At 65.6% G+C, this 20,628-nt stretch carries 16 protein-coding genes and 4 pseudogenes; 7 read left to right on the top strand and 13 right to left on the bottom strand.

What is annotated here, in order from left to right:
- Positions 1–52: 52 nt before the first annotated feature.
- From WS70_RS11460 to WS70_RS11445, 4 genes and pseudogenes are all read right to left on the bottom strand, one after another.
- Positions 53–1,498 (bottom strand): cupin domain-containing protein, encoded by a 1,446-nt coding sequence (locus WS70_RS11460; RefSeq protein ID WP_059597836.1) that lies wholly within the window; start codon positions 1,496–1,498, stop codon positions 53–55.
- A gap of 73 nt (positions 1,499–1,571) precedes the next feature.
- Positions 1,572–2,324: a thioesterase II family protein gene (locus WS70_RS11455; RefSeq protein ID WP_082716595.1), complete on the bottom strand. Its 753-nt coding sequence runs from the start codon at positions 2,322–2,324 to the stop codon at positions 1,572–1,574.
- 9 nt (positions 2,325–2,333) lie between these two features.
- Positions 2,334–2,582, bottom strand: a complete 249-nt coding sequence (locus WS70_RS11450; RefSeq protein ID WP_059474104.1) for an MbtH family protein — start codon at positions 2,580–2,582, stop codon at positions 2,334–2,336.
- A 765-nt stretch (positions 2,583–3,347) separates the two neighbouring features.
- Positions 3,348–4,182 (bottom strand): annotated as a pseudogene (locus WS70_RS11445) (IS5 family transposase); the annotation flags it as partial.
- 482 nt (positions 4,183–4,664) lie between these two features.
- Here WS70_RS11445 and tssF point away from each other — a divergent pair.
- Positions 4,665–6,515: a type VI secretion system baseplate subunit TssF gene (tssF, locus tag WS70_RS11440; protein WP_059597835.1), complete on the top strand. Its 1,851-nt coding sequence runs from the start codon at positions 4,665–4,667 to the stop codon at positions 6,513–6,515.
- Positions 6,516–6,567: 52 nt separating this feature from the next.
- On the opposite strand, the gene WS70_RS11435 is transcribed toward tssF, so the two are convergent.
- Positions 6,568–7,950 carry a hypothetical protein gene (locus tag WS70_RS11435; RefSeq protein WP_059597834.1) on the bottom strand — a complete coding sequence of 461 codons (1,383 nt, stop codon included), beginning with the start codon at positions 7,948–7,950 and terminating at the stop codon, positions 6,568–6,570.
- Here WS70_RS11435 and WS70_RS11430 point away from each other — a divergent pair.
- From WS70_RS11430 to WS70_RS11420, 4 genes and pseudogenes are all read left to right on the top strand, one after another.
- Positions 7,873–8,408 (top strand): annotated as a pseudogene (locus WS70_RS11430) (divalent metal cation transporter). The gene WS70_RS11435 and the pseudogene WS70_RS11430 overlap by 78 nt on opposite strands.
- Positions 8,409–8,923: 515 nt before the next feature.
- Positions 8,924–9,037: pseudogene (locus tag WS70_RS33370) on the top strand (electron transfer flavoprotein subunit beta/FixA family protein); the annotation flags it as partial.
- 81 nt (positions 9,038–9,118) lie between these two features.
- Positions 9,119–9,541: pseudogene (locus tag WS70_RS32850) on the top strand (electron transfer flavoprotein subunit alpha/FixB family protein); the annotation flags it as partial.
- A 38-nt stretch (positions 9,542–9,579) separates the two neighbouring features.
- On the top strand, positions 9,580–10,419 hold the full coding sequence (locus tag WS70_RS11420) for an HpcH/HpaI aldolase/citrate lyase family protein (protein WP_059597833.1): 840 nt from the start codon (positions 9,580–9,582) through the stop codon (positions 10,417–10,419).
- Between the two features lie 388 nt (positions 10,420–10,807).
- Here the strand turns inward: WS70_RS11420 and WS70_RS11415 are convergent, their stop codons facing one another.
- The 4 genes from WS70_RS11415 to WS70_RS11400 form a co-directional block, all read right to left on the bottom strand.
- Positions 10,808–12,190, bottom strand: coding sequence for an MFS transporter (locus tag WS70_RS11415; protein ID WP_059597832.1), 1,383 nt, complete (start codon positions 12,188–12,190; stop codon positions 10,808–10,810).
- Positions 12,191–12,264: 74 nt separating this feature from the next.
- Positions 12,265–13,443, bottom strand: a complete 1,179-nt coding sequence (locus WS70_RS11410; RefSeq protein ID WP_059597831.1) for a CaiB/BaiF CoA transferase family protein — start codon at positions 13,441–13,443, stop codon at positions 12,265–12,267.
- 12 nt (positions 13,444–13,455) lie between these two features.
- Positions 13,456–14,616 (bottom strand): acyl-CoA dehydrogenase family protein, encoded by a 1,161-nt coding sequence (locus WS70_RS11405; RefSeq protein WP_059474111.1) that lies wholly within the window; start codon positions 14,614–14,616, stop codon positions 13,456–13,458.
- Positions 14,617–14,640: 24 nt separating this feature from the next.
- Positions 14,641–15,489, bottom strand: coding sequence for an HTD2 family dehydratase (locus WS70_RS11400; RefSeq protein ID WP_059597851.1), 849 nt, complete (start codon positions 15,487–15,489; stop codon positions 14,641–14,643).
- Positions 15,490–15,631: 142 nt separating this feature from the next.
- Between WS70_RS11400 and WS70_RS11395 the strand changes: the two genes are divergently transcribed.
- The gene (locus tag WS70_RS11395) at positions 15,632–16,582 is read left to right on the top strand and encodes a LysR substrate-binding domain-containing protein (RefSeq protein WP_059597830.1); all 951 of its coding nucleotides are present in this window, start codon (positions 15,632–15,634) and stop codon (positions 16,580–16,582) included.
- A 315-nt stretch (positions 16,583–16,897) separates the two neighbouring features.
- Here the strand turns inward: WS70_RS11395 and WS70_RS11390 are convergent, their stop codons facing one another.
- Positions 16,898–17,554 carry an alpha/beta hydrolase gene (locus WS70_RS11390; RefSeq protein WP_059474114.1) on the bottom strand — a complete coding sequence of 219 codons (657 nt, stop codon included), beginning with the start codon at positions 17,552–17,554 and terminating at the stop codon, positions 16,898–16,900.
- Positions 17,555–18,221: 667 nt separating this feature from the next.
- Here WS70_RS11390 and WS70_RS11385 point away from each other — a divergent pair.
- Positions 18,222–18,485, top strand: a complete 264-nt coding sequence (locus WS70_RS11385) for a hypothetical protein (RefSeq protein WP_059597829.1) — start codon at positions 18,222–18,224, stop codon at positions 18,483–18,485.
- A gap of 426 nt (positions 18,486–18,911) precedes the next feature.
- Here the strand turns inward: WS70_RS11385 and WS70_RS11380 are convergent, their stop codons facing one another.
- The 3 genes from WS70_RS11380 to WS70_RS11370 all read right to left on the bottom strand — a co-directional run bounded on the left by WS70_RS11380 (position 18,912) and on the right by WS70_RS11370 (position 20,600).
- On the bottom strand, positions 18,912–19,193 hold the full coding sequence (locus WS70_RS11380; RefSeq protein ID WP_059474116.1) for an H-NS histone family protein: 282 nt from the start codon (positions 19,191–19,193) through the stop codon (positions 18,912–18,914).
- On the bottom strand, positions 19,151–19,459 hold the full coding sequence (locus WS70_RS11375; protein WP_226382854.1) for a hypothetical protein: 309 nt from the start codon (positions 19,457–19,459) through the stop codon (positions 19,151–19,153). Before WS70_RS11375 ends, WS70_RS11380 begins: the two co-directional genes overlap by 43 nt.
- Positions 19,460–19,673: 214 nt before the next feature.
- Positions 19,674–20,600, bottom strand: coding sequence for an amidohydrolase family protein (locus tag WS70_RS11370; protein WP_059597828.1), 927 nt, complete (start codon positions 20,598–20,600; stop codon positions 19,674–19,676).
- Positions 20,601–20,628: the final 28 nt, after the last annotated feature.

Here is a 20,628-nt window from a genome sequence, read left to right as displayed (position 1 = left end):
CGTCGAGCCTTCAGCTGATCGGCGGAGCGGCTTGCCCCACCGATCGACGACATCAGGTTGCGACCGCCGTCGTGGCCGCTCGGGCGGTTGCCGGAGGGGCGAGCTCCGCGATCCATTCGTCGGGAATGATGGGCTGGTGGTAGGTGCACGAATCCGACGTCACGGTCGAGCCGTGCAGCCGGCCGTCAGGTATCAGCACCATGTCGCCGGGGTGCATGGCGAGCTTCATCCCGAGGTTGCCCCAGAACAGCATGTCGCCGCTTTCGATCACGACGAGCCGGTGCTCGTTGTGCACGTGCGTGGTTGAACAAAGTTCATGCGGCTCGATGAACGTATCGCGGTCGATGTCCGGATGGTCCATTTCGATCTTGTCGTAGATCTGGCGTGCGTAGTCGCAGTACGTAGCGATCGACGACAGCCAGTCGAGTTGCTCGCCGAGATCCCAGCGGGCTCGCTCGGCCAGGCGTTGCGCGCCGGCCACGCCCTGCGAGAACTGATGAAGCGCACGGGCGCCGTGCCGTTCCAGGAGCGTTTCGACCGTCCGTTCGAAACGGAACCGCAGCGCCTTGCCCAGTGCGATCAGATCGTCGCCGGCCGCGAGGTTCGGCGCGATGTGCGCGCAGGCCTTGAGCAGGGCGCCGCCGAACGCAAGATGTTCCGCTTCGGCGACGAATGCCGAGCCGGCGAGCGCGAACGCGCGATCCGGCCGGGAACCGAGTGCGTAGAGCAGGTTGCATCTGGCCAGGGTGGTCGGCAAGTAGAACTGCCAGTACGAATGGGTCTGGCGCGTGACGCCGCACATCGCGGCGATGCGCGCGAAGCGGGTATCGTCGGGTAGTGAGCTCGCAAGACTCGGGCGCAGCTCGCTTGCGAGCCAGTCGAAGTAGCCGGAGCCGGCGGCGCGTGCGAGCGCGGCGCGCCGCGATGGCAGCGTCGCCCAGCGTTGCAGCACGATGAAACGCAACCCTTCCTCGAGGAAGTGGCGTTGCAGCAGCTTCTCGAAGCGGGCATGCCAGAACTGGAGCTCGTCGTGCAGCGTTGCGTCCAGGCGCGCGCTCAGCATCTCGAGCGTCTCGGCGGGCCGCGCCTCGTTGCCCAGATATTCGAACGCGTAGGCTTCGAGGTAGGGCCGCAGGCGCGCCCCGAGAATGCGCGGCTCGTCGGCATAGAACGCGGCCCAGCGCTGCTGGTCGCTTTCGTCGAGTCCCGGCGCGCGCGCAATGTCGAGCTCGTTGATCGTCAGCAGCGTACGCTGGCTCGCGAGCGACGGAAGGCGGCTGACGTTGCCGGCCCGCACTGGCTTCTGATACTGCAGGAAGTTGAAATCCTCGGGGCGCAGCGGGCGCCGGTAGAAATCGTCGTTCAGCACCAGCTCGTCGACCGTCGCGCTGCGAAACGGCTCGTAGGTCGCGAATTCACGCAGCAGCGCGAGGAACATGTCCCGATGCGCATGCTGCGCGGAAAAATTGAATAGCGGCAGTGAGTCTCTCGAATTCATGAAAAGCGGCTCCGATTATCGGAATTGGCCGGCACGCAGCGGACATGCGGATGACTGCGCGCCCATCTTCGTTTCAGTCGACCGGCTGAATATCGGCGTGTGTTCGATGCGACAGGGCGTTGTTCAGGGATACTTCGATCGTTCCGATCAAATCGGCACGATGACTGTTGATGAAAAAATGGCCGCCTTCGAACATCGAACGTTCGAAACCGCCGTACGTTTCGTCTCGCCATGCGTCGAGTGTCGCGATATCGCGCGTGTCGTCGTCGTGACTGCCGCCGAACGCATGAACCGGGCAGCGGAGCAGCGCCCGTGCACCGGCCCGTGGCAAGCGCCAGGTGCCGTAAAGATGGAAGTCGTTGCGCACCACGGGCAGGATCAGTTCGACGAATTCGCGATTCGCAAGCAGTTCGGGCGCGGTTTGTTCGAACGACCTGAGTTCGTCGAGCACGTCGCTCTCGGAGCAGGTCAACCAGTCGGATCGAGGTGCGTGGTGCCGAGGCGCGACACATCCCGACACACCCAGCCAGCAGGGCTCCGAGCCCGTCCTGCGCCGCAGTTCGTGCGCCAGTTCGAACGCGATCAACGCTCCGAGGCTATGCCCGAACAGTGCGTACGGTCGGTCGGGGGCGGCTTGCACATCCTTGCTCAATCGATCGATCAGCGACGACCAGTCCGGGATCAGCGATTCGTGATGGCGGACGCCGCGGCCCGGCAAATGAATCGGCGCGATGCGCAGCCACGCTGGTGCGAGGCGCGGCCAATCGCGGAAGATCGCGGCCGCTCCACCCGCATACGGCAGGCAAAACAAGGTGATCGATTGCATGGAGACGGATTAGTGCGTGGTTGGCGCGGTGGAGGGCGTGTCGTCGGCCTGGGTCGATGCTTCCATTGCACGACGCAGGCTGAGCGGGCGCATGTCCACCCACACTTCGTCGATATAACTGAGGCATTCGGCCTTGCTGCCCTGCTTGCCCGCGGTCCGCCAGCCTGCTGGCAGACTCTTGTAGGTCGGCCAGATCGAGTACTGTTCTTCGTGATTCACGACTACGTCATAGACGGTGTTTTCATCGCCCCAGCTCATGATGACCTCATTAGTTATCCGAAATATATGACAGGGTCATATAGTCGGATGAGGGTTGAAATGAAAATGAAATGATTTTCTAGGGAATTCGGCAAGGAGGTTAAGATTCCTTACTGATTCATAACGGCTTGCGAGAAAAGGCTGGCGTTATACATGGAAAGCAGAATAGGGTACCCGCGAAAGCTCGTCAAGAAATGAGAATCATTCTCATTTAAAATTGGATTCGCGGAGTGGAACGCATCCCGACGTTGGTCTGCGTCGAACGGGTCTGCCGATGGCCTGCACCGTCGTATTGCCGATTCGGCGGAAGTTCTGCATGACCGATGGCGAGACTGACGTGATGTCATGCCAAGGCGAATCGGGTTCGGTCGTTGAAGTATTTGGCGATTTTGATTCGTTGAAACCACGCTTGGCCCGACCGATTGATCGCATCCGTCGGAGCGGAGCGGGGCGGCAGCAGCCAACTGTGTCTGCTCAGATCGGAGTCGTGCGATCCCAGTCATTATCCGGACACCGGCATGGACGATTTGCTTCGTGCGGTCTGCCGGACACCGGACGGGATCGAGAGCAGCGATCCTTTGTGGTCATCGGCACGTTCAGGCTGCCCAGGTCGGATAACGTCGGCAGCCTGGAGAATATAGATGGCAGCATCACGCGTTCGGCCGGATCGCGTTTTGCCACGGCTCGGCGGGCTTGCCTTGGTACGCCGAAGTTCGAGTGGCAACGGTGCCGTCCGCAGATCGCCGCGCAAGACCATTCACCGCTATGGGCAATTCTGCGAAGCAACAGGCTGCCCATCGCGATATGGATCATGGCCTCGGAGATGTCGGCACGCTGCTCGTAGTCGCGCACCAGTCGACGCCTGCGCACCATCCAGCCGAAGGTGCGCTCGACGACCCAGCGGCGCGGCAATACGACGAAGCCCGTCTGCTGTTCGTGGCGCCGTGCGATCTCGATCACGAAATCCAGGGTCGCGGTCTTGTCCATGAGTGCCGTTCGGTCGTATGCGCCGTCGGCAAATAAGTGCTTCACGGCCGGCCAGCGCTTTCTCACGGCTTCCAGCACGGCCTGCGCACCCGTGCTGTCCGCGATGTCCGCCGGCGTCAGGTCGACCATCAGCAGTCGCCGCTCGGTATCCACTGCCGCTCGGTATCCCCTGCGATATGCCGTTTCCGGCCGGCGATCTTCTTCCCCGCATCGTAGCCACGCTTGCCGGCCGATGGCGCCTTCACCGACTGGCTGTCGATGACGACTGCGCTCGGACACGATTGTCGCCCCGCACGTTCCCGATCCAGCATGACTACCACGTCATGCAGCGTGCGAAACAGGAAACGACGCATCAGTCGGCGAAACCACCCGTACACCGTTTGCCAGGGCGGAAAATCCTTCGGCAGCATGCGCCAGCCGCAACCGGCGCGCACCAGGTAGCGCAATGCGTTGACACCTCGCGCAAATCGCACTTCCGACGACGCCCGCCTGAAGCCGCTCGAGGCAGCAATTCCCTGATCGCAGCCCACTCGACGTCCGTCATGCCACTTGGGTACCGCTTCGTTTTGCGAGCCAGCTTCGCTTGCCGTTCATGATGTTCTTTTTTCCACATGCCTCCTTTAAATCATGTCCGAGCCCAATTTTCAAACGCGCTCTAACTCAGAACGGAGGGTGCATCGTGCAGCGCGGCTCCGTGCAGCGCGGCTCGACCGGGAAAGCGCCGTGCGCTTCGTCGTCGCGACGTTCCGGACGCTCGGCGCGAGCGGGACGCGCCCGCGCGGCGAGGGCGCGGAATATCCGCGGCATCCGGTCGCCGGTATGATCGCGATGACGCATTCGACGTTCGCCGCTTGCTACGATCGACGTCGCCGCGAATGGCACGATCGGCCAACGCACGGGGCGCGACGTGGACTGCACCCGAATGTTCCGGTAAAGTGGGCCGTCGCGTCGGCCCTGGCTGATTGTCCGCGCAACGTTCGTCCATTGAGGGGCCGCCCGGCGGCTCCGGCCGTTCGCGAATCCGCCGAACGAGGTGGGCCGTCGTGTCGTCGGCATCGGTTGACCGGCGTGCGACGGCACTTTCGAGAATCGCTGATGGATGAACTCCTCTCATACTACGAACGCGAATTGGCGCTTCTGCGCCGCCATGTGCGCGATTTCGCCGAGCGCTATCCGAAGATCGCGAGCCGCATGCAGCTCGCGAGCGGCGCCGACGGCAGCAGCGAGGATTCCCAGGTCGAGCGATTGTTCGAGTCGTTCGCGCTGACGGGCGCACGTGCGTCGCGGCACATCGAGGACGACTACTCCGAATTCACGAAAGCGTTCGTCGAGGCGCTGTATCCGCATTATCTGCGGGCCTTCCCGTCGTGCGCGATCGCCTGCTTCGACGTGGATGCGAGCCGCGCCGCGCAGATGTCGACGTCGGTCGTCGTGCGGCGCGGCACGGAGCTGTCCAGCCGGCCCGTCAAGGGCGCGAAGATATTCTTCCGCACCGCCTACGACGTGACGCTGTCGCCGCTGCAACTGACCGCCGCGCGCTTTCACGGCATGTCACAGGCGCCGCAGTCGTTCCGGCTGCCGCCGAAGGCGGGGGCGCAGATCTCGCTGTCGTTCGCGATCCGTTCGCCGCATGCGTCCGTCGCCGACCTGAAGCTCGATGCCGTTCGCCTGTACGTCCGCGGCGAGCCGCTGATGAGCGCCGCGCTGCGCGATGCGCTGTCGATTCGTGCATTGCAGGCGTACGTCGAGCCGGATCACAGCGGGCGATGGGTGGCGCTCGATCGGGTGCCTTTCGCCGCAGTCGGCGTGTCGCGCGAGGACAGCCTGATCCCTTGCCCGGAGACCGTGCATCCCGCGTATCCGCTGCTGACCGAGTATTTCGCGTTTCCGGAGAAGTTCGGCTTCTTCGACTGCGACCTGCGTCAAGCCGGGCGTCTCGGCGGGCGGCATTTCACGCTCCATTTACTGCTGAAAGACATTCCGGCCGATTCAGCAACGGCGAACGTGCTCGAATCGCTGAGCGCCGAGCACGTGCAGCTCGGCTGCACGCCGGTGGTCAATCTGTTCGAAACGTCCGGCAAGCTCGGCCCGCAGCCGAGCGCCGCGTCGGACACGCAGATGTATCCGCTCGTCGTCGACAAACAGAATGCCTATGCGTTCGAGGTCTATTCGGTCGATGCGGTGACGCAGGTCCAGGACACGCCGCAAGGCGACCGGATTACCCCCTTCCCGTCGCTTCATTCGCTGTACCACGGTGGGCACGCGACGCGGGCGTCGTTGTATTGGCGGGTGCATCGCGACGCGCTGATCGCGAGGAGCGAGCCGGGGCACGAGCTGTCGCTCGGCTTCGTCGACGGCGCGCTCGAGCCGGCCGCGCCGCCGCCCGGTCTCGATTTCGAGCTCACGTGCAGCAATCGCGATCTGCCGGAACAACTGCCGCACGGCGTGCCGGGCGGCGATCTGATGATGGAAGGCGGCACGCTCGCGAGCCGGATCAATCTGCTGCAGCGGCCCACGCGGCCGCTTCGTTTCCGGGAGGCGCGCGGCGCGCTGTGGCGATTGATCTCGCAGCTCTCGTTGAATTCGCTGTTGCTGGCGGGCGGCGCGGGCGCCGTGCGCGACATGCTCAAGCTTCACGACCTGCAAGAGTCGCCGGCAACGGCTCGCCAGATCGCGGGTGTCGTCGACGTATCGCAGAAGCCCGTGACGGCCTGGGTATCCGAAAAGCCGTTCGCGAGCGTCGTGCGAGGCCTCGAGATTCGCATCACGGTCGACGCGGACTGCTTCGCGGGCACCGGCGTCAACACGTTCGCGCAACTGATGGATTGTCTGCTGAGCCAGTACGTTGCGCCGACCGGCTTCACGCAGCTCGTGCTCGTGTCGAATCAAACCGGCGACGAGCTGTGCCGATGTCCGCGCCGGTCGGGCGGCGGATTCCTGATCTAGCGGACGTAGCGGGCATGGTGGCGGTCCGTGTGCGGCGGGCCGCCGCGCTCGCTCAGGCCGCGGCTGCCAAGTCGGGCGCGATCAGGGCGGGCGTGACGAGCATCACGCCGCGCGCAACCGGATCGCCGATCGATGCCGCGAAGGTCGGCTGCTGTGCGTCGATCGCGCGCCAACCGGCGACCGCGATCACGCCGAGCGCCAGTGCCGCACCGCTTTCCCCGTTCGTGATGCCGAGGTGGCGGCAGCGTCCGCGGGCGTCGCCGGGCCATGTCCGCTCGGTGACGCCGGCGATTTCGGCGCGGCGACTGCTGCGCTGATCCGCGTCGCTGACGAGTCCGCAGTCGGCCGTCTCGAGGCCGGACGCGGCCGTTTGCACGCGCGCCGCGTCGAGCAATTGTGCGAGCGTATCGGCCGGCGGCTTGGCCGCCGCGTCGCCGGAATCGAGGCGGCGAGCCGCGACGAGCCGGTGGATGCGCGCGGCGTCCGCCGCATCCGCCGACACGGGATGGGCGAGCAGCAGCGCACATGCACCTTCGCTCGGCACCTGGCCGTTCGGTTGATTGTGTCCGAAGAGCCCGCCGGCATTGTCGAGCGCGTGCACGGTCGTCTCGCTCAGCGACGAATCGCACGCCAGCACGATGTGGCTCGCGGCCGACGGCTCGTGATGGCGCGATGCGATCAGCTCGTCGATGACGATCCACGCCTGCACCGGGTCCGTGATCGTTCGCGTCTGCACGTGTTCGACGCCGGGCATCCAGCGTTCGCGCGCGACGTGCGCGTCGAGCCACGCGGCGAGCGTGGCCGCCACCGGCTGCCAGCGCTCCGGCAGCAGCAGATGCAGCTTGAGCGGCTCGGCGGCGCGGTTGGCGTCGCCCATCGACAGCACCGCGTGGCGCTCGAGCAATTCGTCGAGCGTGTCCGCGGCGAGCAGCAGCGCGCGCCAATGTTCGCCGTTCAGCGCAGCGCCGGCGCCGGGCGGCAGCAAGCCTTCGTCGAAACGGTCGAGCGAAACCGATGCCACGCCGCTCGCGAATACGCCCGTGCCGTCGGGTCGCCGTAGTTCGGGGTGCAAACCGACGGCGGTTTCGTCGCGGGCGGCGTCGTCGATTTCGGCGGTCGTCGCGCCCGTCGGGAGTCGCACGGCGCTGTCGAGCAGCGCGATCGTCCATGTGCGCCTGGCTTCTTCATCCGCAGCCTGCGAGGCATCGGCCGCAGGCGCAGCGGAGGCGGTCTCCCGTGGTGCGTCGGCCTGCGATTCGCGCAGCCGGCCGACGGCCTTGCGTCCCCACGCGATGCCCATGGACAGCAGCGACGGCAGCGCGATGCCGTACAGCAGCAGTTCCGTTCCGCTCGGCGGGTGGTAGGTCGCTTTCCAGTGCTCGTCGCCATGCTCGTCAATGCGGCGATCCTGATTTTGGCCGGAGCGGCGTTCCATGCGATCGGGCAGGGCGTCGCCGACATCGAGCAGGCCTACAAGCTGATCACGCCGATCGCCGGCGGCGCAGCGGCCTTGCTGTTCGGCGTCGCGCTGCTCGCGTCCGGCCAGAGTTCGACGCTGACCGGCACGATCGCGGGCCAAGTCATCATGGACGGCTTCCTGCACGTGAAAATACCGTGTTATCAGCGCCGCCTGATCACGCGCGGGCTCGCGTCCCGGTGCTCATCGGCGTGCTGTGGCTCGGCGACGGTGCGATCGGGCAGTTGCTCGTGTGGAGTCAGGTCCTGTTGAGCGTGCAACTGCCGTTCGCGATGTGGCCGCTGATCCGCTCGGTCAGCGATCGATCGTTGATGAGCGACTATGCGATCGGCCGTGGTGCGCAGGTCGTCGCATGGACGTTGTTCGCGTTGATCGGCGGAACGAATCTGTTGCTCATGACAGGCTTTCTGGGCTGACGCGAATGGCAATCGCATCGGAAGACGGATGCATTCGACGTTTTCGGCGGCCGGTCGATTGGATCGATGTGCAGTGTGCGGCGCTCGCTGATTGTAGCGTCGTACTTTCGGATGCCGAATGGATTGTCTGCAACGTTCGGTGCGTCATGAAACGGCGCTGAGCGAGCCTGCCATGACGGTTAAGACGTCGCCGGCTACAAAGCGACATCGCGCGCTTCATTGTGATCACCGAGATGCTGGCGACGCGCTGATGGAACGGCCCGGGTTTCCCGGGCCGCGTCGCTTGTGGACGGTCTGTTTCGTCCAATAGGCGCGGACTATGACCGGCAGAGCCAATCGATAGTTGTCGCGTTCGTCGAATCCGCGTGTAATGGACGATCCCATTGCACGACGCGCATCCATCCAGCTCGGAGACGGAATTGAAAATCCCGGCGCCAGTGAAGAGAGTGGTCGATTACAACGTGAAGGTCCGGGTGAAGACGGACGGCACGGGGGTCGATATCGCGAACGTGAAGATGTCGATGAATCCGTTCGACGAGATCGCGGTCGAGGAGGCGGTGCGCCTGAAGGAAGCGGGCGTGGCGACGGAAGTGATCGCGGTGTCGGTGGGCGCCGCGCAGGCTCAGGAAACGCTTCGCACGGCGGTCGCGATCGGCGCGGACCGTGCGATTCTCGTCGGATCGAACGACGAAGTGCAGCCGCTCGGCGCCGAGAAGATCGAGACGGCGGCGAATGCGGGCGCGTCGCAGTTCGTGAGCCGCGAGGTGACGAAGCTGGACCGTCCGGAGCTGACGTCGGCGAGCATCATCGTGTCGGGTGGCCGGGGCTTGGGCGGCGGCGAGAACTACACGAAGGTGCTGGAACCGCTGGCGGACAAGCTCAGCGCGGCGGTCGACGCGGGCTACGTGCCGAGCGACTACCAAGTGGGCCAGACGGGCAAGATCGTTGCGCCGCAGCTGTACATCGCGGTGGGCATTTCGGGCGCGATCTGGCATCTGGCGGGGATGAAGGATTCGAAGGTGATCGTCGCGATCAACAAGGACCCCGAAGCGCCGATCTTCAGCGTGGCCGACTACGGCCTCGTCGGCGATCTGTTTACGCTCGTGCCGGAACTCGCCGGCGCGTCGCGGTAACCGGCCGGACATCGACCCATCTGAAGCAGGAGGCCAACATGCCGAACAACGCCGCGATTGCGCCGCAGTCCTATCTGTTCGTCCCGGGTAGCCGGCCGGACCGGTTCGAGCGCGCTTTATCGAGCGGTGCCGATGCGGTGATCGTCGATCTCGAGGATGCGGTCGAGCCGGCCGCGAAGGAAGCGGCGCGCGAAGCCGTCGCCGCGTGGGCGTCCCGCAGCCACCCGGTGCTCGTGCGGATCAACGGCCGCGACACGCGCTGGTTCGAACAGGATGCGAAGCTCGCTGCGCTCGACGGGGTGGCGGGCATCGTGATCCCGAAAGCCGAGCGTCCGGACGATGTCGTCGCCGTGGTCGAGCGCGCGCGGCGCAAGGTGCCGATCTTTCCGCTCATCGAGACCGCGCAAGGCATGTGGTCGGCGATGGATATCGCGAAAGCGCCGTGCGTGAAGCGCCTGATGTTCGGCACGCTCGATTTCATCGCCGAAATGGGGATGGATGACGATCGCGATCCGCTGAATCCGCATCGTGCGCAACTGGCGCTCGTGTCTCGCGTCGCGGGGCTCGACGCGCCCGTCGACGGCGTGACGCCCGACGTGCACGACGTCGACCGGCTGACCGCCGACACGCTGAACGGCAAGCATTACGGCTTCGGCGCGAAGCTCTGCATTCACCCGGCGCAGGTCGCGGCCGTGCATGCGTGCTACAGCCCGAGCGAGCGCGAGCTGGATTGGGCGGCGCGCGTCGTCGACGCGATGTCGCGCGCCGAAGCGGGGGCGATTACCGTCGACGGGAAGATGGTGGATCGCCCGGTCATGTTGCGGGCGCAGCGGCTGCTCGCTTGCGCGGCATACCGTCGATCGGGAACGTCCGAGTGACGGTCGCGTCCTTCGCAGGCGGAAGTCCGGATGCAACCGCCGCGCGGTCTCGGCGTAGCCAGTCTGTTCGACATTCGACATCCAACATTCACGGCTCGTCGCTCGTCAGGCGACAATGAAGAGCATGCGGCCGACGGCGAGCGACTGTACGGCCCGAATGCATTCCATTTCCGGCGTTGTCCGACGCTTGGTGAAGATCGAAACGTCGATCGGAAATAGCGCATTCCGAAGCAATCGCTGCAACAGCGCAGACTCGAGCGATCCACGCACACGCCCGATTCGAATCACGCAAGCTGCGGGCCAAACGCGATTCCCGTGCGATGAAGCGCGGAGATCGCCATTCAATCAAAAAGCGCCGCCCGAAGCGGCAGCGACACTCCACGACATGTCACGGAGCCGCGGCCCGCGCGGCATCCCGATCGCCCTCGACGGTCGTCGGCGAGATGTCCTCGAGCGCATGCCGGCTCGTCTCGATTCGTAGCATCCCGATCGCGATGCACAACGCGACGAAGATAGCGCTGACCATCGCGATCACACCGCTCACGCCGAAGTGCTGGTAGAGCGTCAGCGCGAGATACGGCGTCGCGATCGACGCGGCGCGGCCGGTCATGCCCGCGAAGCCGGTGCCGCGCAGCCGCACCTCCGTCGGGAACAGCTCGGGAATGAAGCCGAACAGGCCGAGCGTCGTGATCGTGTAGATGCCCGTCACGAGGCAGAAGCCGACGACGACGATCGCCGTGACGTCGCGCAGCGACACGTAGATCCAGCCGAGCACGATGCTGACGACGGCCGCGTAGACGATGCCTTTCGCGCGGCCGATCCGGTCCGCGATCAGGTAGCCGCACACGCCGCCGACGGGCGAGCCGATCGACATCAGCATCACGAAGCCGAGCGACTTCACGACCGACAATCCCTCCGACACGAAGAACGTCGGCAGCCATGCAATGAATCCGTACAGGCCGATGTTGACGGCGATCGCGGTCATCGCGGCGACGATCGTGCGGTTGCGCATGTCGGGCTTGAAGAGCGCGTTGAACGGCGCCGTGCCGACGTTCAGGTCGACGATGCGTTTGACGGGCGGCAGTTCGCCGACTTGCGCGGCGACTTCGCGCTCGATGTCCCGCAGCGTCTTTTCCGCTTCGTCGAGCCGTCCGACGGATTCGAGCCAGCGCGGCGATTCGGGCATCCGGTGCCGCAGGAACCAGACGACGAGCGCGCCGCATCCGGCGATCGCGAACATGTATCGCCAGCCGAGATTCGGGATGACCCAATAGCCGACGGCGAGCGCGAAGAACAGGCCGCTGTTGATGATGATCGCGAGCAGCGACACCCACTTGCCGCGCGTCGACGGCGGAACAAACTCCGCGAGCGTGCCGGCCGCGACGACGAGCTCCGCGCCGAGCCCGAGACCCATCACGAAGCGCAGGCCGACCAGCCAGCGGATGTCGGGGGCGAAGCACGCGGCGAGCGACGCGAGGCCGAACACCGCGAGATTCAGCTGATACGAATAGCGTCGGCCGAGCCGGTCGCCGACGTAGCCGGCAAGGCCGGCCCCGATCATCATGCCGACGAAGGTCGCCGACACGAAGGTCGCGCCGCTGCGCAGATCGGCGAAGCCCGTCTTCACCATCGCGGCGACGGCGCCGTTCGCGAGATAGAGATCGAACGCGTCGAGGAACGCGCCGGCCGCGATCAGGCCGAGGATTTTCCAGTGGAACGGTGAAACGGGCAGGCGGTCGAGTCGACCGGCCGCGTTGACGATCGGTGTCATGCGTGTCTCCTGATAGGGGTGATGCGTGTCGGCCGGCCCTGCTTCTGGGGCGGGGTCCCGGCCAGGTATCGCCGCTAGACGACGCGCTTGTCGCGCAAGCCGGCTATGCGGTCGTCGCCGTAACCGAGCTCGCGCAGGATCGCCTCCGTGTGCTGGCCGAGCGCCGGCACGGGCGCCATCGCGGGTTCGTCCTGCGCGGCGAGTCCGGGCGGGTAGAGCGCGGGCACCGGGCCCGCCGGCGTGTCGACGCGCGTCCAGCGATGCCGCGCCTTGAGCTGGCCGTGCTGCCAGACCGCTTGCATGTCGTTGACTTGCGCATTCGCGATGCCGGCCTCGTCGAGGCGGGCGATCACCTCGTTGGCCGTCAGCGTCGAAAAGGCCGTGCGGATGATGTGCTCGAGCGCGTCCCGATGGCTCGAGCGCTGGCTGTTCGTGCAGAAGCGATCGTCGGCGGCGAGGTCGGGCAGGCGCACGACGACGTCGCAAAAGCGCGTCCATTCGCGTTCGTTCTGCAGGCCGAGCATCACGGTCTTGCCGTCGCCCGCCGGAAACGGACCGTACGGATAGATCGTCGCGTGCGATGCGCCGGTGCGTCGCGGCGGAGTCTGGTCGTCGATCGCGTAGTAGAGCGGATAGCTCATCCACTCGACCATGCTTTCGAGCATCGACAGATCGATGTGCCGCCCGCGCCCGGTGCGCTCGCGCTCGATCAGCGCGGCGAGGACGTTCGTATACCCGTACATGCCTGCTGCGATGTCGGCGATCGAGCAGCCGGCTTTCGCCGGATGCTCATCGGTGCCCGTGATGCTGAGAAAGCCCGATTCGCTCTGGATCAGCAGGTCGTACGCTTTCTTGTCGCGATACGGGCCGTCGAGCCCATAGCCCGAGATGTCGCAGGCGATCAGATGCGGATAGCGATCGCGCAGCGACGCGTAGTCGAAGCCGAGCCGTTGCATCGCGCCGGGCGCGAGGTTCTGCACGAGCACGTCCGCGTTCGCGAGCAGCTGATGCACGATATCGACGGCCTCCGGCTGCTTGACGTCGAGCGTCACGCTTTCCTTCGAGCGGTTCGTCCACACGAAATGCGACGCGAGTCCGGACACGCGCTCGTCGTATTGCCGCGCGAAGTCGCCGGTGCCGGGACGTTCGATCTTGATCACGCGCGCGCCGAGATCGGCGAGCTGACGCGTGCAGAACGGCGCCGCGATCGCATGCTCGAACGTCACGACGGTGATGCCGGTAAGCGGGCGCATGGCGGTCCTCCGTCAGAACGAGCGCGGCAGACCGAGGATGTGCTCGGCCACGTGCGACAGGATCAGGTTCGTCGAGATCGGCGCGACCTGGTACAGGCGCGTTTCGCGGAACTTGCGCTCGACGTCGTATTCGCACGCGAAGCCGAAGCCGCCGTGAAATTGCAGGCATGCGTTCGCGGCTTCCCACGACGCATCCGCGGCGAGCAGCTTCGCCATGTTCGCTTGCGCGCCGCAGGGCTCTTGCGCGTCGAACAGCGCGCACGCGCGATAGCGCATCAGGCTCGCCGCCTCGATGTTCACGTACGCGCGCGCGATCGGGAACTGCACGCCCTGGTTCTGGCCGATCGGGCGGCCGAACACGACGCGATCCTTCACGTATTGCGACACCTTGTCGATGAACCAGTAGCCGTCGCCGATGCACTCGGCCGCGATCAGCGTGCGTTCCGCATTCAGCCCGTCGAGGATGTACTTGAAGCCCTGGCCTTCTGCTCCGATCAGGTTCTCGGCGGGAATCTCGAGGTTGTCGAAGAACAGCTCGCTGGTCTCGTGATTCACCATGTTCGGGATCGGACGAACCGTCATGCCCTTGCCGATCGCATCGTGCAGATCGACGAGAAAGATCGACATGCCTTCGCTCTTCTTCTTCACGTCCGACAACGGCATTGTGCGCGCGAGCAGGATCATCAGATCGGAGTGCTGAATCCGCGAGATCCAAACCTTCTGGCCGTTCACGACGTAGCGGTCGCCGCGCCGTGCGGCCGTCGTCTTGATCTTCGTCGTGTCGGTGCCCGTCGTCGGCTCGGTGACGCCCATCGACTGGAGCCGCAGCTCGCCGGACGCGATGCGCGGCAGATAGCGCTGCTTCTGCTCGGCGGAGCCGTGGCGCAGCAGCGTGCCCATGTTGTACATCTGGCCGTGGCATGCGCCGGAATTGCCGCCCGAGCGGTTGATCTCTTCCATGATGACCGACGCTTCGGTGAGCCCGAGGCCCGAGCCGCCGTATTCCTGCGGGATCAGCGCGGCGAGCCAGCCGGCTTTCGTCAGCGCGTCGACGAATGCTTCGGGGTAGCCGCGCGCTTCATCGACCTTGCGGAAATACTCGGCGGGGAACTGACTGCAGAGATCGCGGACCGCTTCGCGGATGTCTTGATAGGAATCGATGACGTGATTCATGAGTGTTCGGGGCGACGTTTGACGTTATCGGGCGAGCGACGCGCGGGCGGACATCGTCAGCCAGCCGTCGTGATCTTTTGCCCACAGTTCGACCGAGCTGCCGTCGGGCGCGAGGCGGCCGCACAGCGTGAACGCGTGACCGAAGAACGTCGGCCGCACGGCCCGGTATGCGTAGTCGACGACGACAGCCTCCGGCATGGCGTGCGACACGAGATCGAGCAGCAGCGTCGCGATCAGCGGGCCGTGAACGACGAGGTCCGGATAGCCTTCCGCCTGCTGCGCATAGGATCGGTCGTAATGGATGCGATGGCCGTTGAAGGTCAGCGCCGAATAGCGAAAGAGGAGCGCCTCGGTCGGCGCGATCTCGCGTTGCCACTGCGCGCCGTAGGGCGGTGCTTTCGGCGGCGGCAGCGGCGCGCCCGGTTCGGCGGGCTCGCGATAGACGATGTCCTGCGCTTCGTGGATGACGGTCGCGCTGTTCGACTCGATCACGTGCTCGACCGTGACGAACGCGAGCCGGCCGCTGTGTCCGTCCTTGTGCGTGAGCGACGCGACGCGCGACGTACGCGTCGCGGTATCGCCGATCGCGAGCGGCGCGAGAAAGCGCAGGCGGCCGCCTGCCGCCATCCGGCGCGGCAGGCCGAGATCGGGCAGGAAGCCGCCCGTGCGCCGGTGGCCGTCGGGGCCGAGTCCGGATTGTCGCGCGGCTGTCCAGAAGTACGCCCAGTGCCAGATCGGCGGTAGCGCGTCGCCGATGCGCGGGGGCGCGTCGCGGTCGAGCGTCGCGGCGAGCGCGGCGGCGGGAGCGGGGGAAATGAGGTCGGTGACGATCCGGACCGCGTCGTCGCGGCGGTCCGCGGGTGTAGCGTGCATTGTCGTCTCCATCGCCGGGCGGGCCGGGCTGCTTGGAATAGGATGGAGACGACTTTAGGTGAACCGGCGTCGCGCGGGAAATACCAATTGAATGTGCCTGACATAGGCGTATCCTATGGCTTTTCGATCGACCGGCCTTGCCATGGACGTCCGTCAGCTTCGCTATTTCGTCAGCATCGTCGAGTACGGCAGCCTCGGCAAAGCGGCGGAGAAACTGTACATCGCGCAGCCGTCGCTGAGCCAGCAGGTCGCGAAGCTCGAGGACGATCTCGGCGTCGCGCTGCTCGTGCGCAGTCCGCAAGGCGTGAAGCCGACGGCGGCGGGGCAGGCGCTGTATCGTCATGCGCGGCTCGTGCTGCGGCAGATGGATCAGCTGCGGCAGGAGGTGCGCGAAGGCGCGGGCGCGGAATCGGGGACGGTCGCCGTCGGTTTTCCGACGACGATGGCGTCAGTGCTCGCGATGCCGGTGTTCGAGCGCGTCCGCGCGCGCTATCCGGGTATTCGTCTGCAGTTCTTCGAGAGCATGAGCGGTTACATCAACGAGCTGCTCGCGAACGGCCGGCTCGATCTTGCAATCCTGTTCCGCGAATCCAACACGACGGGCATCACAGCGATGCCCGTGCTCGACGAGGCGCTGTACCTGCTCGGCGAGCCGGGCGGCGCCGTGTCGCCGCGCGCCCGCACCTGTGCGTTCGCCGCGCTCACGGGCGTGCCGCTCGTCGCGCCGAGCGTGTCGAACGGGCTGCGACTCTTGCTCGAGCGGATCTTCGCGCGCGAGGAGGTGCCGCTCAACATCGTCGCCGACATCGATTCGCTGCCGACGCTGCTGTCGATCGCGCAATCGGGCGCCGCTTGCACGATTCTTCCCGCGTCGGCGCTCGCGTTGCGCGATGCGGCGAACCGGCCGAAGATGCGCCGCATCGTCGAGCCTGAGATACGGCGTCCGGCGAGCTTGTGCTGGTCGAACACGTCGCCCGTGAGCTCGGCTGCGCTCGCGGTGCGCGAGACGATCGTCGAGCTGATCGCGGAGCTCGCGGACAGTGGCGTGTGGGCGGGCATCTCGCTGCGTCCGCGCGCCGAGCCGCCCGCGTGACGGCTGATCGGGGGCGCGGCGCGCGGCGCGCGCAATCGCCGAGGCCGTGCAGGACGCACGGGTTTGATTCGCGATCCTGAAAAGGGTGGACATTCGCGCAATCGATGCGTCGCATGTGCTTCGCTCCGCACGCCGCGTTCGACGGAAGCGCAGCGTGACCGCGCGCGTGCGCACGTCGAACGGCGAAGTCGGGCGGCGTCGACGGTCCGGACGAAATCATCGAGCCGAGCCGAAGGTCGCGAAGATGACGCGCGTCGGAGACGCGTTTTCCGAACCGTCCGCAAACGATCGCCCGTCACACCTGCCGTGGCGGCGCTATCGCAACGACGCGACGTGCCGCTCGACGATCGACGCGAACGTGCCGAGACAGCCGGTGAAGAAATGATTCGCGCCCGGCACGACGACGACCGGAAGCCGCTGCGGACGCGCCCATTCCATCACGCTCGCGAGTGCGACGACCGCATCCGTTTCGCCGTGAACGACGAGCGTGTCGCCCGGCACCGCGGGCGTGTCGTATCGACGCTCGCGTTGCACGGTGCCGAACGGAACGCCGGCGAGCACCGCGCAGGCGGGCGGCGCGCCGGCGTCGGTCAGCGTCCGCGCGACCCGCGCCTGAACGAACGCGCCGAACGAAAAGCCGGCGAGCGCGAAAGGCTTGCCCGGATGCTCGCGACGCATCGCTTCGACGATCGCGAGCGTGTCGTCGGTTTCGCCGTGGCCTGAGTCATGCGCGCCTTCGCTGCTGCCGACGCCGCGGAAATTCGGCCGGATCGCGAGCCAGCCGTGCAACTGAAACACACGGGCGAGCGCGCGAGGAATCTTGTGCTCGGCATTGCCGCCTTGCAGCGGATGAGGATGAGTGACGACGACGATGCCGCGCGCGTCGCCGGGCGGCGCGTCGACGAACGCCTCGATCCGGCCGGCGTGGCCGTGCAGCGTCGTTTGGGTCGTGTTCGGACTGAAGAAGTCCATGGCGTACGGATAAGGAGATGCGTCGGAGTGCGTCCGTGGTGCGGACGATCAAGGTCCAAAGAGCGAGCATCGGGCCGGGCTTGCGCGACCGTGACTTTTGACCTTGACCTTGACCGTGCGCCAGACGCCGCAACGGCGGCGAGGAGCGCGGGGCCGATCGGGACTCGCCGATACGTCGATGCTTTCATGTTCTCGGGGATGTCTCGGCGATGCGCCGCCCGATACGATTATTTTCGCGGTCCCGCGGACAATGCGGTAGGACGAGTTTCCTCTGTCCGGCATAGGCGATGCCTATGGAGGGAGGGCGTGGCTCACATGCGTCGTGCGGACACGCGAGCCTTCCCACGTCTTGGGCTGCGGCGTCGCCAGACTTCCGCTGCGCGGCGGACGGCGGCGTGCGCGCATGGTTGCGGACAGCGAGGGAGGGTCGGATGCGTCGCTCGACGACGCCGCGTGCGGCGTGGCGCTCAACCGGGAAGCGCGGACAGAGTCCCGCGTATGCGACACACATTGTTTGCGTTAGTGAAACGGACTGTTAAGCGTGAGGGCAATGATCTATCGCGAAGAGCCGGGCATACTTTCGCGTGTCCCATTGTTCCCAGTCTGCTCGAAGAGCACGCTTTCGAAATTGAAACTACGCGTTCTCAAATCGTCGTCCTTATCGATCGTGGTCAGCGGGCTGCTGCTGGCCGCGTGTTCAAGCGCATCCGACATCAGCGCGACCGAAAAGCCGAACGTCTACACCGTCGATTCGAGCTCGCGCGGCATTCTGCTGTCGTGGGCCCGCGCGCACGAGCGGGCCGTTAACGAAGCGACGAGCTACTGCGCGCAGCGCGGGATGCAAGCGAGCATGAAGCGGGAATCGGTCGATCGCGGCAGCGGGCCTCAAGCGCACGCACAACTCGCGTTCGAGTGCCATCCGGCTTTCTGACAGGCGGATGCCGTTGCGCATCGCCGGCGGCTCGATAACAGGATCGTTTGTTGCTCAGTCGTGATGGCGCGTCATGCGAAACGGCGGCCGCGCTGCACGCACAGCAGAGTCCGTCGAATTTCGCGTGCATCCGCACGATGAAACAACCCGGGCGGACATGATTCGATCATGGCCGCCCGGTCGTTCGGGCATCGGCTTCGATACGCGTGGATCAGGTGAGCGACCGATGGCAGATCGTTTCCCGTCTCGGTGCGCGATTCCCGACACAAACGGCGAACAACGCAGCAGCCGGTCGCGTGCGCTAACGGATAGCGGCAATGAAAAAGCCCACACGGCTCGAACGAGCGGTGCGGGCTTTCTTGTCGCTTGTGCGTAGCGCCCATGGCGCAAGCAAACGTTGTCGTCCGACGCGAAGCGGAACCGGCGTCACACGACGAACGCTGCGCGATCCTTCCCGGCGATCCACGACGGCGGGCGGCCGCGGCCGCTCCACGTCGCGCCGGTTTTCGGATCGCGGTACTTCGGCTTGAGCTTGCCGCGACGGCGCAACGCGCCTGCACGTCCGAACACCTCCTGCGTCGTGAACTCGAATTCCTCGACGATTCGCTTCACTTCGGACAGCGCCGTGCTTCGCGCTTCCGTGCGGGCGGCGTCCAGTTTGATCATCAGGGCTTCTCGTTCAGCCAGAAGGTCGAGATAAGTTTCCATCGAAAAATTGCTCCCTTGCCGGTCGGGATTCGATCGCGTCCCGTATCGGCTGGCAAATGCATGGTTGTGTGTGATTGACGAATGACGATAAGTCGGCCGCCGATCGAAAACAGACGAAATCCGACGCGGCGATCGGCGAGTAAAACGAAAAATGCGACCGTGCTTCGGCGTCGATCGCGCTGCCGTCCGCGGTCAAACGGCGGCGTACTGCAAGCAGGCGAAGCGTCGGCCTGGTCTGCTTGCGGAGATGAAAAACCGGTATCCATTGGCGATGCCCGATGTCCTCGCGATGGCACGCCGATTCGACATCCGCTCGAGCGCGAAGCCCGTCGGACAGGGACTCGGAAGATCGTCATTTGGATGACAAAATTCTAACGGCCGGTGTCGATGCAATCCAGCGGATCGAATTTAGTTATTCATAAATTTCTGACATACATCGGATGTGCACGACGTGATGCATCGATGCCCCGAACGAAGTCGTCATCGATCGAAGCGAAACAGCGCGCGCGCCGAGTCGCAGAGAATGATGCGCCGTTGCGATGGGTCGGGGACCCAGTCATCGAGCGCCGAGCGCGTCGTGCGGAAATCGGTTCGATCGCGATGCTGCGTGTGCGGCCAATCGCTGCCCCAGACGAGACGATGCGGCGGAAATGCGCCGAGCAGCTCGCAGGCCGCACGCGTGCCGAATGCAGTGCCGTCTCCGGAATCGATGTTGCGATACGCGGCGGACAGCTTGACCCACACTTGTCCGGTGCCGGCGATCGACAGAAGAAACCGGAAGCCTGGATCGCGCGTGCCGAGATGCGGCGCCGGCCGCCCGAAATGATCGACGACGACGCGGCAAGACTGGTCGAGCAGCGCTGGAATGATCGCGGGGAGGTCGGCCGCGTCCCGGTGCACTTCGACATGCCAGCCGAGCGCGTTCGCCCGCGCGAGCAGCGCGCGCCAGCGGGGCGAGGTGAAATCCGGAATCGGCGAGCCGACGAGATTCAGGCGGATGCCGACCACGTCCGTTGCTTCGAGCCGCGCGAATTCGTCTTCGGCAGTACCCGGATTCACGACCGCGACGCCGCGAAAGCGCTGCGGATAGCGCGCGAGCACGTCGACGAAGAAGTGATTGTCGGTACCGAGAAAGCTCGGCTGCACGAGCACCGCGTGCGTGATTCCGCACGCGTTCAGATGAGCGACGTACGATTCGAGCGTCGCGTCATACTCCGGCGAGTGCCGCGCGGACGGAATGCGCGGCAGGCTTCGCAAGAACACGTGCGCGTGCGAATCGACGGCTTCGATCGGTGCGGCGCCGTCCCCGTACCACGCGTCGATCAGCGGATCGCACGCGTCGTGCGCGCGAGTGGCGGCGGTGCGGCCCGTCGTTTCGACTGCCGGATCGTTCGATGCCTGATCCATGAGAAATCCACGAAATGACGGACGCCTG

The sequence above is a fragment of the Burkholderia mayonis genome (genome assembly GCF_001523745.2).
Classification (GTDB): Bacteria; Pseudomonadota; Gammaproteobacteria; order Burkholderiales; family Burkholderiaceae; genus Burkholderia; species Burkholderia mayonis.
The sequence above is the reverse complement of the archived record's forward strand: the minus strand, read 5'-3'. Positions and strand labels throughout refer to the sequence as shown.